At 70.0% G+C, this 15,887-nt stretch carries 13 protein-coding genes; 8 read left to right on the forward strand and 5 right to left on the reverse strand.

From position 1 onward, the window contains the following. The 3 genes from sucD to VF106_RS19425 form a co-directional block, all read right to left on the reverse strand. Positions 1–690 (reverse strand): succinate--CoA ligase subunit alpha (sucD, locus tag VF106_RS19415; protein WP_330841166.1); only part of this gene is annotated, 690 nt, incomplete at its 3' end. A 1-nt stretch (position 691) separates the two neighbouring features. Beyond that, complete coding sequence (gene sucC / locus VF106_RS19420; protein ID WP_330841167.1) at positions 692–1,870, reverse strand: ADP-forming succinate--CoA ligase subunit beta; 1,179 nt, start codon at positions 1,868–1,870, stop codon at positions 692–694. Positions 1,871–2,095: 225 nt separating this feature from the next. Next, positions 2,096–3,742, reverse strand: coding sequence for a hypothetical protein (locus tag VF106_RS19425; RefSeq protein ID WP_330841168.1), 1,647 nt, complete (start codon positions 3,740–3,742; stop codon positions 2,096–2,098). Positions 3,743–6,369: 2,627 nt separating this feature from the next. Between VF106_RS19425 and VF106_RS19430 the strand changes: the two genes are divergently transcribed. After that, entirely contained in the window at positions 6,370–7,050 is a 681-nt protein-coding gene (locus tag VF106_RS19430; RefSeq protein ID WP_414639026.1) for a M23 family metallopeptidase, read from the forward strand. 64 nt (positions 7,051–7,114) lie between these two features. Here VF106_RS19430 and VF106_RS19435 read toward each other — a convergent pair whose 3' ends face one another. Both VF106_RS19435 and pcrA read right to left on the reverse strand, forming a co-directional pair. After that, entirely contained in the window at positions 7,115–7,363 is a 249-nt protein-coding gene (locus VF106_RS19435) for a hypothetical protein (RefSeq protein WP_330841170.1), read from the reverse strand. Positions 7,364–7,487: 124 nt separating this feature from the next. Further along, positions 7,488–9,836 (reverse strand): DNA helicase PcrA, encoded by a 2,349-nt coding sequence (gene pcrA / locus VF106_RS19440; protein WP_330841171.1) that lies wholly within the window; start codon positions 9,834–9,836, stop codon positions 7,488–7,490. Between the two features lie 249 nt (positions 9,837–10,085). Here pcrA and VF106_RS19445 point away from each other — a divergent pair, with 249 nt between their 5' ends. The 7 genes from VF106_RS19445 to VF106_RS19475 form a co-directional block, all read left to right on the forward strand. Continuing rightward, complete coding sequence (locus VF106_RS19445) at positions 10,086–10,361, forward strand: chorismate mutase (protein WP_330841172.1); 276 nt, start codon at positions 10,086–10,088, stop codon at positions 10,359–10,361. Positions 10,362–10,424: 63 nt separating this feature from the next. Beyond that, on the forward strand, positions 10,425–10,730 hold the full coding sequence (locus tag VF106_RS19450; RefSeq protein WP_330841173.1) for a hypothetical protein: 306 nt from the start codon (positions 10,425–10,427) through the stop codon (positions 10,728–10,730). Positions 10,731–10,830: 100 nt separating this feature from the next. Further along, a complete protein-coding gene (locus tag VF106_RS19455) occupies positions 10,831–11,535 on the forward strand; it encodes a PIG-L deacetylase family protein (RefSeq protein ID WP_330841174.1) in 705 nt (234 codons plus the stop codon). A 43-nt stretch (positions 11,536–11,578) separates the two neighbouring features. After that, positions 11,579–12,697 (forward strand): hypothetical protein, encoded by a 1,119-nt coding sequence (locus VF106_RS19460; RefSeq protein ID WP_330841175.1) that lies wholly within the window; start codon positions 11,579–11,581, stop codon positions 12,695–12,697. A 136-nt stretch (positions 12,698–12,833) separates the two neighbouring features. Further along, positions 12,834–13,679, forward strand: coding sequence for a hypothetical protein (locus VF106_RS19465; RefSeq protein ID WP_330841176.1), 846 nt, complete (start codon positions 12,834–12,836; stop codon positions 13,677–13,679). Between the two features lie 203 nt (positions 13,680–13,882). Beyond that, the gene (locus tag VF106_RS19470) at positions 13,883–15,238 is read left to right on the forward strand and encodes a serine/threonine-protein kinase (protein ID WP_330841177.1); all 1,356 of its coding nucleotides are present in this window, start codon (positions 13,883–13,885) and stop codon (positions 15,236–15,238) included. Between the two features lie 19 nt (positions 15,239–15,257). Then, on the forward strand, positions 15,258–15,887 hold a 630-nt coding region (locus VF106_RS19475), incomplete at its 3' end, for a serine/threonine-protein kinase (RefSeq protein ID WP_330841178.1).

A 15,887-nucleotide genomic window follows, 5' to 3' on the forward strand; every position in this document is an offset into this window, starting at 1 on the left:
GATGTAGGCCGCGGCCCGCTCCTCGGCGTCGCCACCGATCTCACCGATCATCACGATCAGCTCGGTCTGCGGGTCGGCCTCGAACGCCGCCAACGCGTCGATGTGCGTGGTACCGATGATCGGGTCACCACCAATGCCCACCGCCGTCGAGAAACCGATGTCGCTCAGCTCGTACATCATCTGGTAGGTCAGCGTGCCGGACTTCGACACCAGACCGATCCGGCCCGCCCCGGTGATGTCCGCCGGGATGATGCCCGCGTTGGACTTGCCGGGGCTGATCACACCGGGGCAGTTCGGACCGATGATCCGGGTCTTGTTGCCGGTGGCGACCGCGTGCGCCCAGAAGCTCGCGGTGTCGTGCACCGGAATGCCCTCGGTGATCACCACGGCCAGACCGATGCCGGCGTCGATGGCCTCGACGACCGCGTCCTTCGCGAACTTCGGCGGCACGAACAGGACCGACACGTCCGCGCCCGTCTCCGCCATGGCCTCGCTGACCGAGCCGAACACCGGCAGGGTCAGGCCGTCCCTGACGTCGGAGAAGTCGGCCTTCTGGCCGGCCTTGCGCGCGTTGACGCCACCGACGACGTTGCTGCCGGAGGCGAGCATGCGGCGGGTGTGCTTGGTGCCCTCCGCGCCCGTCATACCCTGGACAATGATCTTGCTGTCCTCGTTGAGGAAGATAGCCATCTCAGGCCCCCTTCGAGGCGAGTTCGGCGGCCTTGCGCGCCGCGTTGTCCATGGTGTCGACCTGCTCGAGGCCGGGCAGCCCGGCCTCCGTGAGGATGCGGCGGCCCTCCTCGGCGTTGTTGCCGTCCAGGCGCACCACGACCGGCTTCGACACCGGCTCGTTCCGCGACTCCAGCAGCTGGAAGGCCTGGACGATGCCGTTGGCGACCGCGTCACACGCGGTGATGCCGCCGAACACGTTCACGAACACCGACTTGACGTCACGGTCGCCGAGGATGATCTCCAGGCCGTTGGCCATGACCTCGGCGGACGCGCCGCCGCCGATGTCGAGGAAGTTGGCGGGCTTCATGCCGCCGAACTCCTCACCGGCGTAGGCGACGACGTCGAGCGTCGACATGACGAGGCCGGCGCCGTTGCCGATGATGCCGACCTGGCCGTCGAGCTTGACGTAGTTGAGGTCCTTGGCCTTGGCCGCGGCCTCCAGCGGGTCCTCGGCGGCGATGTCGACGAGGTCGGCGTGGGCCGGGTGCCGGAACGCGGCGTTCTCGTCCAGCGTGACCTTGCCGTCCAACGCGATGATCTTGTCCTGCGGGTCGCGGACCAGCGGGTTCACCTCGACCAGCGTGGCGTCCTCGCTGACGAACGTCTCCCACAGCTTGACCACGACCTCTGCGGCCTGGTCGACGATCGGCTCGGGGAAGTTGCCCGCGGTGAGGATCTCCTTCGCCTTGGCCAGGTCGACGCCCTCGAGGGGGTTGACCGGCACCTTGGCGAGCGCATCGGGCCGCTCGACGGCCAGCTGCTCGATCTCCATGCCACCCTCGGCGGACGCCATGGCGAGGAAGGTGCGGTTCGCGCGGTCCAGCAGGAAGGAGAAGTAGTACTCCTCCGCGATGTCAGAGGCGGGGGCGACCAGCACTCGGCGGACGAGGTGGCCCTTGATGTCCAGCCCCAGGATCGCCTCGGCCTTGGTCTTCGCGTCGGCGGGGTCGTCGGCGAGCTTGACGCCGCCCGCCTTGCCGCGGCCACCGGTCTTCACCTGCGCCTTGACCACGACGCGCTGCCCTAGGTCGGCCGCGATCCGGCTGGCCTCGTCCGGAGTGTCGGCGACGTCCCCCGGCAGCACCGGGACCCCGTGGGCCCCGAAGAGGTCCTTCGCCTGGTACTCGTACAGATCCACTACGACGGTCTCCTGTATCTACGGCTCGACTCGGTGGGGATTCGGCACGCAGAAGACCCTAGCGACCTGCACGTTATGGACGACAAGCGGCGTCCGTGAGGTCCCTCACTACGCCGCCTCACCCGCTGCGTGGCGCCGGAACGCTCCGCAGGCTCCGCTCCACCGGGCGCCCTCCGCGGGCTCGGTGGCGTCCTGAACATCGATGGTTCGCTCCGCAAGCTCCGCTCACTCGGCCTCTTCGTGCCGGCTGGGATCGGTGGCGGCGGCCACCGACGCGACGAGGAGCGCCACGAGGCAGGCCAGGGACAACCAGGTGCCGGTCCCCGGCTGTGCGTCCGCGGCGCGGTCGCTGGTCATGGGGAACTCCAGCAGGTGAACGCCGGCCACGATCGCCGCGCCGAGTAGCAGCGCTGCGGCCCGGGCGGGCCGGGCTAGCGCGGCGATGACGGCGGCGGCCACCACGACCACGAGCCCGATCAGCAGTCCCCAGGATGTGAGGCGAAACTCGGTGAAGATGCCCGGTGCGGTGAAGCCGGGCGCCTTGATCATCGGAGAGGCGAACGCACCGATGGCGAACAGCACGGCGCCACCGGCCGGCACCGCGTACCGGGTGTGGAACACGCGCCGGCTGAGGTCGACGTCGTCCCGTTCGGCCCCACCCGCGACCACGGCGACCACGGCGGCGGCCCCGGCGAGCACGAGCGCGGCGACGACGAACCAGGCAGCGGCGCCGACCCGGTAGTCCGTGACGGCTACCGGCATGCCGAGCGACAGGCTGTTGGCGGCGGTCCCGGTGAAGGCGGCGTCGAGCGAGGCGAGCCCGACGACGGCGACCGCGCCCAACGCGATCACGAACGCCGGCCGCACCGCGCCTGCCCAGCGCGTGAACAGACCGGCGCCCAGCAGGATGATCAGGATGCCGGCGGGCAGCAGCTGGCGGTTGGCGTAGCTCTCGGGCTGGTCACCGCCGGTGTTGACGACCAGGAGTGCTCCGAAGGCCCCGAACAGCGTCGCGGCGCCGGTCAGCACGCCGAGCACGCCGGTGACGACGTGCAGCGGGCTGGCGTCGAGCGTGATCTCTTTCTGTTCGGCCGTGTCCGACCCGCTGAAGAACAACACGACCGCGAGCAACCCGACCGGCAGGAGCGCGAGCAGCGGGGCGCCCCGCTCGAAGTGCAGCCAGTCGACGGCCGCGATCGCGGCGAGCTGCGGCACCACCAGCCACGCGAGCGCGAGGAACAACCCGATCGCGATGCCCCGAGCCATCGGCGGCCGAGGATCGGCGGCGGCCGCGACCCCGCCCATCAGCACGGTGAGCGCGATGAGCAGCCCGCCGTACATCACCAACGACGGACTGGCGATCAGATCGCGCGCGACGATGAAGGCGTTGTCGGAACGGAAGGGCGGCAGCAACAACCCCACGACGCTGAGCGCCCCGGCGGCCAAGGCCCATCCGACGGCCCGCCGCCGCCCGGTCGCCGAGGCGGTGGCATCGAGCGCGGCGAAGTAGTCGGAGTCGGGGTCCGCGCCGGCCCGGCCCACGGCCAGGAGCCCCGCCAACGCCGTGACGAGGTGCCCCGCGAGCAGGATGTAGGCGCCGCTGGCTGGGGTGACCGCCGCCAACGAGGGCGGCACCATCAACTCGGGCCGCGACGCCTCCAGCGCATCACTGATGAACTGCGCGTCGACGAGCGCCAGCCCCGGTGAAAGCAACGCCGCGCCGATGAGCACCCCGGCCGCCGTGGGCGCCTGCCCGAACAACACGGCGCCGACGGCGAACACCGCCGGCGCGATGGCAAGGATGAGCAGCAACGGCCCACTGCCGAAGGCCGGCAACGGCTCATCGACCACAAGCCCCTGCCGAACACCCACGACGATCAGTGCCGCACCGGCTATGGACAGAAGGAGCGCGATCCTCAGCCGGGCAGGAGCCGCTCCCAGCCCGAGGCGGCCAATCGCGCTTGGCTTTCTGTCTGGCTCCTTGGCTGGCTTCTGGTCGGGTGTGCCACGCCGCCGGCCATCCGACGGACCAAGCGTCGATCTAGTCCGCGCAGTCATTGAGAGGAACGCTAGCAAGGTCGAGACCCCCGCACATGCCACGGCTGCCGATTCACCCCTGCGCGCACAGTTTGACCTGCTCGAATGTGGGTCCGTATTGGATTGCCGCCACCGGGTGCGCCGTGCCGCCGGATGCCTCCCCGGGACGTTCAACGCCCCCGGGGACACCCTTGGGCAGCCCCATGGCGTCGCTGGGCGCTGCTCGGCCGCCTGCTCCTGCCCGGCGACCAGGGTGCTGAGGCTGGCCTGGGCGCGGAGCACGCGCAACCCGCTGAGCTTCAGCCTCGCCCACGGCCAGACACGGGCGGAGCACCTTCAACGGAGTCCAGCCCGAGCGGGCCCACCTGCGGAGCCCGGCCAGCAGACCTGAGGCCGGCTGGCCGCAGACGCACACAACCCGCCGCGCTTCAGCCTCGCCAACAACCAGCCGCAGGCGCTGGCGACGCACATTCAGCGCAGCCCGACCACCAGCGGGAACCCACCCAAAGCAGCCAACACAGCCCAGCAGAGCCCGGTCAGTGGAGGCTGACCGGGCGCGGAGCACGCGCAACCCGCTGAGCTTCAGCCTCGCCCACGGCCAGACACGGGCGGCGCACCTTCAGCGCAGCCCAGCCACCAGCGGGAGCCCACCTGCGGAGCCCGGCCAGCAGACCTGAGGCACGGCTGCGCTCAAGCGCACACAACGCGCTGCGGTCCAGCCTCGCCAACAACCAGCCGCAGGCGCTCGCGAAGCACCTTCCGCGCGGCCCAACCACCAGCGGGAACCCACCCAAAGCAGCCAGCAGCCCAGCGGAGCGCGGTCAGTGGAGGCTGGCCAGTAGTGCGCAGCCAGCGGAGCTGGGGCCAGCTGAGAACGGGCATCCGCAACCCGCTGCTTCCGACCTCGCCAACGGCCAGTCGCGGGCATCGGGAGTTCTCGTCAGTGGGAACCCCGCGAGGGGAGTCCCGCCAGCGCAGTCCGCCGACGGAGTGCACCACCATGGCCAGCCAGCGCAGCCCGCCCACAACGCAGCCCCAGTCAGCGCGGCTCACCCAGCCCAGCCCCACCCAGCCCAGTCGAGCCGGTGCAGCCCGCAGCAGAGCCGAGGCACCGCAGCCTCAGCCGCCGCCCCAGCCAGCGCAACTCACCCACCCCAGCCCCAGCCAGCCCAGCTCACCCAGCCCAGCCCAGCCCCAGCCAGCCCAGCCAGCCCACCCCTGCCAGTCCAGCCCACGCAGCAGAGCCGAGGCACCGCAACCTCAGCCGCCGCAGCCCCGGTCAGCGCAACTCACCCAACCCAGCCCAGCCAGTGCAGCCCCAGCCAGCCCGCGCAGCAGAGCCGACTGACCGCAACCTGAGCCGCCGGAGTCCCGGTCAGCGCAGCTGCGGCCTTTGCTGTCAGAGCCCGGATGGTTGGCTTGGTGTTTCGTCTGGAATGGGCTGGGGATCCAGGTGGGTTGGTGGAGCTTGCCCGCGGCCGGTTGCTGCCGTCGGGTGGGATTGGCCCTGGGAGGTGGCCGGCAGGGTTCCGTCAAAGCTGGGTTCGCGCTGGACGTGACACTCGTTCAGCCCTTGGAGGCGGCGCTGTCCCCGAGGGTTCCCCTTGGGACGCTCACCCCACAGCCGCCGGTTGTTCTCACCGCATGTCCGGGGTGGGCGAAGCCCGTTTCGCGGGCGGTTCGAGCCGGTGGTCGTGCGAGGAAGGCGTCCGTCCTCACGCCCAGTGTGAGGCCGTCCTCCCTTCACCACCCCGCCCTCGCCCAAGGCCGGTTCCCGGGTGCCCTGAAGTGCACCCACGGGACGTTCAGCGTCCTCAAAGGGCACCCTCGGGGCATCAGCCACCCTCCGGGCGGCACAACCCTGCTCGCACGCTCGAGCAAACAAGACCTTGACGGAGCCCTGGGTGGCCGGGGGCTGGTCCGGGGTTAGGTGTTGCGTTTTGGGGGGTTTGGGTGTTGGTGACTCCTTTGCGCGGAGGGTGGTTGGGGGGTGCGTGACGCTTGTTGCGGTCCGGAATTAAGTAACGTAGGTCACATTCTCATGGGCATCTTCGTCTCACTTTGGGTCATTGTCGCTGGCTGTGGCGTGCTCGCTCGCCACTCGTTCGGCCGAGTTGGTTTACGGAAGTTGCCCTGAGCGGTGTCACTTCGTTATCGTCCCCCGGTCCGTTGTCACGGTCCGGTCACGAATTGGGCAGGACGGCAACCGCCAGGTTTCCGTTCAGCCGGGATCCCCCGCCCGGTGCTCACGCCGACAGCTCGGCCCCAACGAGCTAGGCGCATGTCGTGTCGGGACTCCCCGGAAGACGGAAGGGCAGGCCTTGGCTCGACACCGCTCCCCCAGCGGCGAAACATGGGAGTGCGACGCTCTCGAAGAAGCGTTGAGTGCTCGTAACAGCACGGCGCGGATTCGAATGGCGCAGCACAGGGTGGCTCCACCCTCCTCAGCTGTTCGCGGTCGCGTGGTGGTTGCCGCTGTCGCACTTGGTGCGTTCGCTGCGGCTACGGCTGGTCAGACGCTCAAGGCTGGGTCGTCCCCCTCGGACGACATCGCTCCGCTCGCCGACAGCAAGACCGCCTCCGCTGCGATCGGTGTCGGTGGCAGCACCTCCGCCGCCTCCGCCGCCGCGCCAGAGGTCCTGACGGTGGCCAAGGTGTCCGCCGCACCCGCTGAGGCTCAGCAGATCGCCTCCACGAACAACATCGTGCAGGCCAGGGCGGCGGCTGCCGCCGCGGCCAAGGCCGAGGCCGAGCGGCCCAAGTACGTGATGCCCGCGAGCGGAAGCCTCACCTCCGGCTTCGGTGCCCGGTGGGGAACCACCCACTACGGGCTCGACATCGCCAACCGCATGAACACGCCGATCCTCTCCGCCGCTGATGGCATCGTGATCGAGGCCGGGCCTGCCAGCGGTTTCGGTCTCTGGGTTCGCGTCCAGCACGACGACGGCACCGTCACCGTGTATGGCCACGTCAACGACTACTCCGTCCGCGAAGGTCAGCGGGTCAAGGCCGGCGAGCAGATCGCGCGCATGGGCAACCGCGGCTACTCCACCGGGACGCACCTCCACTTCGAGGTGTGGATCGACGGCAGCAAGAAGATCGACCCGAAGCCCTGGCTCATCCAGCACGGTGTCGCCTTCTGACGTGATCCACACCTGACGGGTACCTGGTGGGCGCCACGTCGAAACGTGGCGTCCTACGGACGCGTCAGCCCGCGCCGCGGATGAAGAACGCGTTGGCCACGCGCCACACGTTGCACATCGCCCTTCGATGGCGCCTGGACTCCGCACAGCCCACGCATCTGCCTCTGCGGCCTGCCGGGTGGTGCAGGTCGAGCAGGGCTCTCCACGCGGCAACCAGCCGCCGTAGCTCCTCCGGCTGATGCGGCCCGTCGTCGATGCCGTCCAGGTATCTGCGGACGTTCTCGGCGAACACCCCGTACAAGACCTCGTCCACATCTGGGACCCCCTGTCCCTCCGCGGGACCTGAGTGGTCCCGATGGGGAGGAGTCAACAGGAGGGGTCTGACAGTTTCGGGGGTGTGTTCGATTGTGGGGGTGGGATTCACCCGAAAGGGGTGACTAGAGCTTCTGGAGGGGCACGCTGCCGATCAGCATGAGCCGGATCGTGCCCGCGGTGCCGAAATCGATCGTGGCGGTGGCGCGGGGGCCGACACCGTCGGTGGCGACCACGGTGCCAAGGCCGTACTTGTCGTGGGTGACGCGGTCGCCGATGTCCAGCGACAGCGCCGGGGTGTCCCTCCAGCCCTTCGCGGGGCCGAACGGGGACGTGGACGTGCTCGCGGCCGTACGGCGGCCCCAACTCGTCGTCGGGGCGCTCGGGGCGGACCGGACGGGCTGGACCCGCCGCCAGTCGATCAGGTCGGCCGGGATCTCGTCCAGGAAGCGGGACGGCGGGTTGGTCACCGGCTGGCCCCACGCCGACCGCACGATCGCCCGTGACAGGTACAGCCGCCTCTGCGCCCGCGTGATGCCCACGTAGGCCAGCCGCCGTTCCTCCGCCAGCTCCGTCGGGTCGCTGAGCGCCCGCATGTGCGGGAACACGCCGTCCTCCCAGCCGGTGCAGAACACGACCGGGTACTCCAGGCCCTTGGCGGTGTGCAGCGTCATCAGCGTGACCACACCGGTGGCTTCCTCGGCGTCCTCGTCCGGGATCTGGTCCGCGTCCGCCACCAGCGACACCCGCTCCAGGAACGCGGCGAGCGAACCCGGCTCGACCAGGCCCTCCTCGGCCGCGGCGTCGTCGGCGGCGGGCGGCGGCTCGTGGGCGAACTCGCGGGCCACCGTCACCAGCTCGGTCAGGTTCTCCACCCGCGTCGCGTCCTGCGGGTCGTCGGACGCCTCCAGCTCCGCGCGGTAGCCCGTGCGCTCCAGCACCGACTCGAGGATCTCGGCGACCTCGTGCCCGTCGGTGACCAGCCCGCGCAGGTCGTCCATCAGCTCGACGAAACCGGCGATCGCGTTGCGGGACCGGGGGTTCAGCATCGGCACCTTGTCCTCGACCGCGTCCCGCAGCGCGGCGTCGAACGAGATCCGTTCGCGCTCGGCGTAGGTGGACACGCACGCCTCGGCCCGGTCGCCGATGCCACGCTTGGGCACGTTGAGGATCCGGCGGAGGCTGACCGCGTCCTCCGGGTTGGCGAGCACCCGCAGGTAGGCGAGAGCGTCACGTACCTCGCGCCGCTCGTAGAACCGGACGCCGCCGACCACCCGGTACGGCAGGCCCATGCGGACGAAGATCTCCTCGAACACGCGGGACTGGTTGTTGGTCCGGTAGAAGACGGCGATGTCGCTGTAGCGCACCTCACCGGCGTCCATCAGCTTGTCGATCTCGCCGGCGACGAACGCGGCCTCGTCGTGGTCGTTGTCGCCGACGTAGCCGACGATCTTCTCGCCGTCGCCGAGCGCGGTCCACAACCGCTTGTCCCGCCGGTTGGGGTTGCGGGAGATCACCGCGTTGGCCGCGGACAGGATCATCTGCGTGGAGCGGTAGTTCTGCTCCAGCATGATCGTGGTGGCCTGCGGGTAGTCCCGCTCGAACTCCACGATGTTGCGGATGGTCGCACCACGGAACGCGTAGATCGACTGATCGGCGTCGCCCACGACGCACAGTTCACCCGGTTCGGTACCACTTTCACCCGTTCCGACAAGTTCGCGGACGAGCGTGTACTGGGCGTGGTTGGTGTCCTGGTACTCGTCGACCAGCACGTGCCGGAAGCGGCGGCGGTAGTACTCCGCGACGTCCGGGAAGTTCTGCAGCAGCTCGACCGTGCGCATGATCAGGTCGTCGAAGTCGAACGCGTTCGCGAGCTCCAGCCGTCGCTGGTACTCGACGTACACCTCGGCCGCGCGGCGCTCGAAGTCGTTGGCCGCCTTGTCCTTCGCCTCCAACGGGCCGACCAGCTCGTTCTTGAGGTTCGAGATGGCCGCCGCGAGCCCGCGCGCGGTGTACCGCTTCGGGTCGATGTCCAGGTCGCGCGACACCAGCGTGATCAGCCGACGGGTGTCGTCCGCGTCGTACACCGAGAAGCTCGACTTCATCCCCAGCGTGGTGGCCTCGCGGCGCATCACCCGAACGCACATCGAGTGGAACGTCGACACCCACATGGCGTTGGCGCGGCGGCCCACCAGCTCGACCACACGCTCCCGCATCTCGGCGGCGGCCTTGTTGGTGAACGTGATCGCCATGATCTGGCCGGGATGCACGTCCCGTTCCGCAAGCAGGTACGCGATGCGCCTGGTCAACACCCGCGTCTTGCCGGAGCCGGCACCGGCGACCACGAGGAGCGGGGTACCCGCGTGCTGCACCGCGCGACGCTGCTGGTCGTTGAGGCCGTCGAGCAGCCCCGCCCCGGACTTGCGGCGGGGCGGTGCGGGCGTCTGGGACGGCAATTCGAACAGAGTGCTCATTGTAGGACCACGTTACCGGCAGGCACCGACAGCGAGGAGCGCGGCAAGCCGTGAGTGGACATGTTCTGTCGATCAGTGTCAGAATCGGCGACGTGCGCGACCGCCACTTCGAGTTTTTTTACGGGATCCGGACTCCGGCTCCCGTGGTCGCCTAGCGCACAGAGACCAACGAAGCCCCGGAGTCCTCGAGACCCGGGGCTTTTCGCACGGGGCCAGGGGAACTCCGCAGACGTGAGCGAGGAACACGACATGCCCCCCACCGCGAACGAAGAGAAGACCTCCGACACCGAGATCGCCGAGCTGCGCAAGGAGATCGACTGGCTGGACGCCGAGATCCTCCGGCTGGTGAAACGCAGGGCGGAGGTCTCGCAGCAGGTCGGTGCGGCCCGGATGGCCGCCGGTGGCCCCCGGATCGTCGTCAACCGTGAGATGGACGTGCTGGCCCGCTACCGCGACCTCGGCCCGGAAGGTCGCAAGATCGCCATGGCACTGCTGGAGCTCGGACGGGGCAAGCTCGGCCGGTAACCGTTCGGCAATCTCAGGGTTTCCACCGATCCAGGGAGCCGTGAAGACGGGCACACTGGAGACATGCTCAGTCTCATCGCCGTCCTCGTTGCCATCGTCGCGCTGCTGGCCGCGCTCGGGCACGCCGGGTACCTCGCGATGCTCAACTCGGCGGCCACCAAGCGGGCCGGCGGCTCACCGGTCGTCCAGTACGTGCGCAGCCGCTGGGCGATCGCGGGCGTCACGACGGCTGGCGCCCTGCTCTCGCTGCTGCTCACCAGCGGCGGCAACTTCGCCGACGTGCTGGCGATCCTGCTCGCGGCCGGCTCGGGTGGCACGGCGGTGAAGGCTATCCAGTCCACGCAGGAGAAGTACCGCACCGGAGGCTGATCCATCGCGGGGCGTGTGTGCTGATCACACGATGAGGTGCCACGTCCGGGCATACGCACCCAGCCTCACCCACCGTGGGCAACCACCTACGCTGACGTGGGTGAGTACCGTTCGGTCAGCCCTGGTGGTCACGGCACACCCCGACGACGTCGACTTCGGCGCCGCCGGCACGGTGGCGGCGTGGACCGCCGCCGGCATCGAGGTGTCCTACTGCGTCTGCACGTCCGGCGAGGCGAGTGGTGACGGCTCGCCGGGGATGGCCGGGGTGCGGGAGGCAGAGCAGCGGGCCGCGGCCGAAATCGTCGGCGTTCAGGACGTCACCTTTCTGGGCTACCCCGACGGCGCCGTCACGCCATCGCTGGAGCTGCGCCGCGACATCACGCGGGTGATCCGCCGCGTGCGGCCCGACCGCGTGCTCACGTGGTCGCCGGAGATCAACTGGGACTTCGTGCCCACCACGCACCCGGACCACCGCGCGGTCGGCGAGGCCGCGTTCGCCGCGGTCTACCCGGACGCACGCAACCCGTACGCGCACCGGTCGCTGCTCGAGCAGGAGGGACTCGAGCCGTGGTCCGTCCGTGAGTTATGGCTGGCCGACGGACCCGACCGGCTGCGCAACAAGGCAGTCGACATCACCGACACGTTCGACAAGAAGATCGCCGCGCTGGGCTGCCACCTGTCGCAGCCGGGCGCGGTCGAGGCCGTCGAGAACAACCTGCGCCAGTACCACGCCGACACCGCGGCCCGCTTCGGTCTCGGCGACGGCCGGCTGGCGGAGTGCTTCCAGGTCGTGGACACCAAGTAAGTCGCACCCGCTCACGAGTCGAAGGGAGGGCAGCCACATCGTCATGACGAACAGCGCGAGCTGGCACGGCCAGGAACAACGTCATGGGCGGCACCGGCACCACGTGACCGGCGCGGCGTGGAGGCCCGAGGTACGCCCGGCGGACACCGCACCTGCCTGGCTGGTGAGTGAGGTGTTAACCCAGCGACCCGCGTGGCCGGTCGAGGAGCTGGACATCCCGGCGGCCCGGGTGGCCTGGGACGGCAGGCCCGTACAGCGGACGGACCCGGCGCTCCCCGGAATTCCCGAGCAGAGACCCGGCTGGCCGGGTGAGCGACCGGCTCGGCGGACCGTCTCCGGTGTCATGGTGCTCGACACCGTGCCCGTCGACGGGGCCGATCACCCTCTGCCGGAGGCACCCGCCACGGGCCTGCGGAAGTTCGACCTCGGCAACGTGCCCGCCTCGGTCACGCCGCCGCGCAGCTGGCGTCGGGCGGCCTGGTTCGCCGTGGGCACCTCGGCGGCCGTCGTACTCGGGCTCACCATCGCCGCCGTGGAGCTCATGGGCCGGCCCGTGCCCGACAGCACGCTCATCGACGCCCTGCCGGCCTATCCGACCGGGCGGCTGATCCTGGCCGAACCGCCCACCGAGAAGGCCCCCACGGACTCCTCGCGGCCGCCGACGCCCACCACGCCCAGCAGCCGGGCCGTGGCGCCGGAGGCGGTCCCCGCGGACGTCGCGCCGCCACCGGAGGAGGCGCGGGAGGCCGTCATCGTCAGCGACAGGCAGTCGGCTGACGACACACTCGGCCAGGACACGATGTCCACCACGCCGAAGACACCGACCCGCAGGGTCGTCGGGCCGTTGCCGCTGACGCCGACGGACCCGCAGGCCATGGGCGACCGGACCGAGCAGTACTTCGCGCTGGTCACCCTGGACTCGGCGGCCGCACACGCCATGACCGCCGGGCTGGGCCGCGAGGGCGCCGACGACATCGCGGCGCGGTACGCGGGTGTCCGGTGGGTCGAGGTGCAGGACATCACCATCGACCGCAACCACGGCACCACCACGTCCACCGTCAAGGTCATCAGACAGGACGGCACGGAGAGCGTGGAACGACGTCAGCTGAGCTTCACCTGGGGCGGCGACCCGAAGATCACCAGCGAGATGATTACAAAGTGATCTACGTCATACTCCGTTCGAGTGAAGTGCCCGTGGTCGCGCGCACCGTTCGGGTGATCCATTCAGATTGGCTACCGCGGGAGCGGCGAGCGGGGTATGAGTGGCCCCTAACGCTACGCACGGAGGCCATCACACAGTGGACCGTCTGACGACCGGACGGCGGCACCTTCGCGCCGGCTCGGTCACAGTCACGGAGCTGCTCAGGAAACAGCCGTCACCAGCGCGCTGCACCGACAGCTCGGCGCCGGACCGGGCCGGCGACCAGGACACCGACACGGACATCACCGACACGATCCCGGTCGTCGCCACGGCGACACACCGCCGCGACCAGACCAAGGGCGCCCATCTCGCCAAGCTGGCGACCATCGGAGTCGCCGGCGTGGTGCTGTGCGGCGCGGTCACGATCTCGTCGATGGTGGCCGACCAGCGCCGCGATTCCGCACATCCGCTGATCCGGCCGTCCGTGCAGATCACCGGCGGACAGGCGCTGCTGCCCGACAAGCTGGACCAGACCCTCCCGACCGCGCCGGTGCCCAAGCTCGCGCCGAACACGCCGGCCAACGCGCCCGCCGGGGCGGCGAGACCGGAGACCGACCCGGCGACCCCGCTGGCGGCCGCGACCCCGGCCGCCACCGACACCGGTGGCACGTCGGCGAGCGGCGGTGCGGTGACAACCGCTCCCGCCAGCGCCCTCGACCTGGTCCGCGAGTTCTACGAGAACCTGCCGGGTTCGCCGGTCACGGCCTTCAGCATGCTCTCCCCGGACCTGCTGGACACCAGCCTCCCGGAGTTCATGAAGTCCTGGGCCACGGTCACCGCGATCGACTCGGTCGACGTGGTCGAGCGCGTGGACGGGGTGCTCGCGACCGTGCGGATGCGTCTCGACGACGGCGGCCAGCTCCGGATCGAGCAATTGCTCACCGTCGCGGAGAGTCCCCGGCGCATCGTCGGGGTACATCTGCTGTCAGCCCAACGCAACTGAACCGGTAACCTGCGGTACTCCTGCTTACGGACCCGCATACCAAGCGAGGCTGACGCGGGCACGATGTGGTCCCTGTTCGTGCGCGTAGCGTGAACGCCTAGCCTGGTGCGGGTTGACGCACGTGGGGCCAGCCCGCCGTTCCCGATTACTCCTGGAGTCGGCATGTACACCGATCCTTTGCAGGTAGAGGGGGACTCGGCGCGATGACCGATGGAGGTCGCCTGGTCGCCGGCCGCTACCGCCTTGTCCACCGCATCGGCACCGGCGCGATGGGCGTGGTGTGGACGGCTCACGACGAGCGGCTCAATCGCACCGTAGCCGTGAAACGGCTGCTTCTTCAGCCCGGCTTGCCGGCGGAGGAGCAGGCCGAGGCCGTCGCCAGATGCATGCGTGAGGGTCGCATCGCCGCCCGTCTGCAGCACCCGAACGCGATCTCCGTGTTCGACGTGGTCGACGAGGACGGCGCGCCGTGCCTGATCATGGAGTACCTGCCGTCCAAGAGCCTGGCCATGGTGATGGCCGAGCGCGGGCCGCTCTCGCCGCGTGAGGTGGCGCGGATCGGCGCCCAGTCCGCTGCGGCTCTGGCGGCCGCGCACGCGGCCGGGATCGTGCACCGGGACATCAAGCCGGGCAACATCCTGCTCGGCGACGACGGCACCGTGAAGATCACCGACTTCGGCATCTCGCGGGCCGCCGACGACGTCACGGTCACCAAGACCGGCATGATCGCCGGCACCCCCGCCTACCTGGCGCCCGAGTCGGCGACCGGCCAGGAGCCCTCACCGGCCTCGGACGTGTTCTCGCTCGGCTCGACGCTGTACGCCGCGGTCGAGGGCGAGCCGCCGTTCGGGTTGACGGACAACACGCTGCAGCTGCTGCACGCGGTGGCCGCCGGCCGGATCAACCCGCCGCAGCAGTCCGGGCCGCTCACCGACGTCCTGATCGCGATGCTGGCCGCCGACCCGGACCAGCGGCCGACGACCTCGCGGACGCGGGACCTCCTGCACGCGGTCGCCATGGGCGAGACGCCGGACGTGCCGCTGCCCGTCGGCGGTCCCGGCACCCGGCGCACCGCGCTGATCGCCGACTACGACGCGGACTACGACGACTACGACCAGGCCACGCAGATGGTCGGCGCCGACGACCGGACCAGGGCCGTGCGGCCGGCGCGCAAGAGTCCTCCGCCCCCGCCACCCCGCAAGTCGAAGGCACCGATCCTGGTGGGCGCCGGCCTCGCGCTGGTGGCCGTGCTCGCGACAGTGGCGTTCCTGCTGTCGAACAAGGGCACGCAGCCGCCTTCGGAGAACACCCAGCAGCCGCTGGACAACACCACGACGAGCCAGCTCACGACGACCACCACGACGACGCAGACCACCACGGAGGAGACGTCCGAGGAGCCGGAGACCTCCGAAAAGCCAACGACCACCAGCAACAAGCCCACGACGACGTCGGCGACGCCAACGACCACGTCGGCGACGCCAACGACCACGTCGGCGACACCGACGACCACGACGGGACCGACCAGCACGACGACCGCCCAGGCTGGGCAGCCAAGGTGAGGGCACCGGGGGCCATGGCATGACGGCAGAAGGGGCGCTTGTCGCTGGGCGCTACCGGCTGGGCCGGCAGATCGGCAGTGGTGCGATGGGCATCGTGTGGCAGGCACACGACGAGCGCCTGCACCGCACGGTGGCCGTGAAGCAGTTGCTGTTGCAGCCGGGTCTGTCCGCCGCGCAGGCCGAGGAGGCGCGGCGAAGATGCATGCGGGAAGGGCGGATCGCGGCACGTCTGACGCATCCCAACGCCATCACGGTCTACGACGTCGCGGAACACGACGACGACCCGTGGTTGATCATGGAGTACCTGCCGTCCAAGAGCCTCGCGACGGTGCTCTCGGAACAGGGCACGATCCCACCCCCCGAAGCGGCGCGGATCGGTGCGCAGGTGGCGTCCGCGCTGGTCGCGGCCCACGCCGCGGGTATCGTCCACCGCGACATCAAGCCGAGCAACATCCTGGTCGGTCATCCGCTGCGCGCGGTGGTCGCAGATCTGGGGCTCGCGAAGAAGATCTCGAATACCTGGCCTGGAGGGGCGACGTACTCCGGGACGCCGGCGTACCTCGCGCCCGAGGTCGCGCTGCGCCGCGATCTCGATCCCGCGCTGCTCCCCCGCGTCGACGTTTATGCCATCGGCCTCATCGCGTACTGG

This window comes from Actinophytocola sp., assembly GCF_036378875.1.
Lineage (GTDB): Bacteria > Actinomycetota > Actinomycetes > Mycobacteriales > Pseudonocardiaceae > Actinophytocola.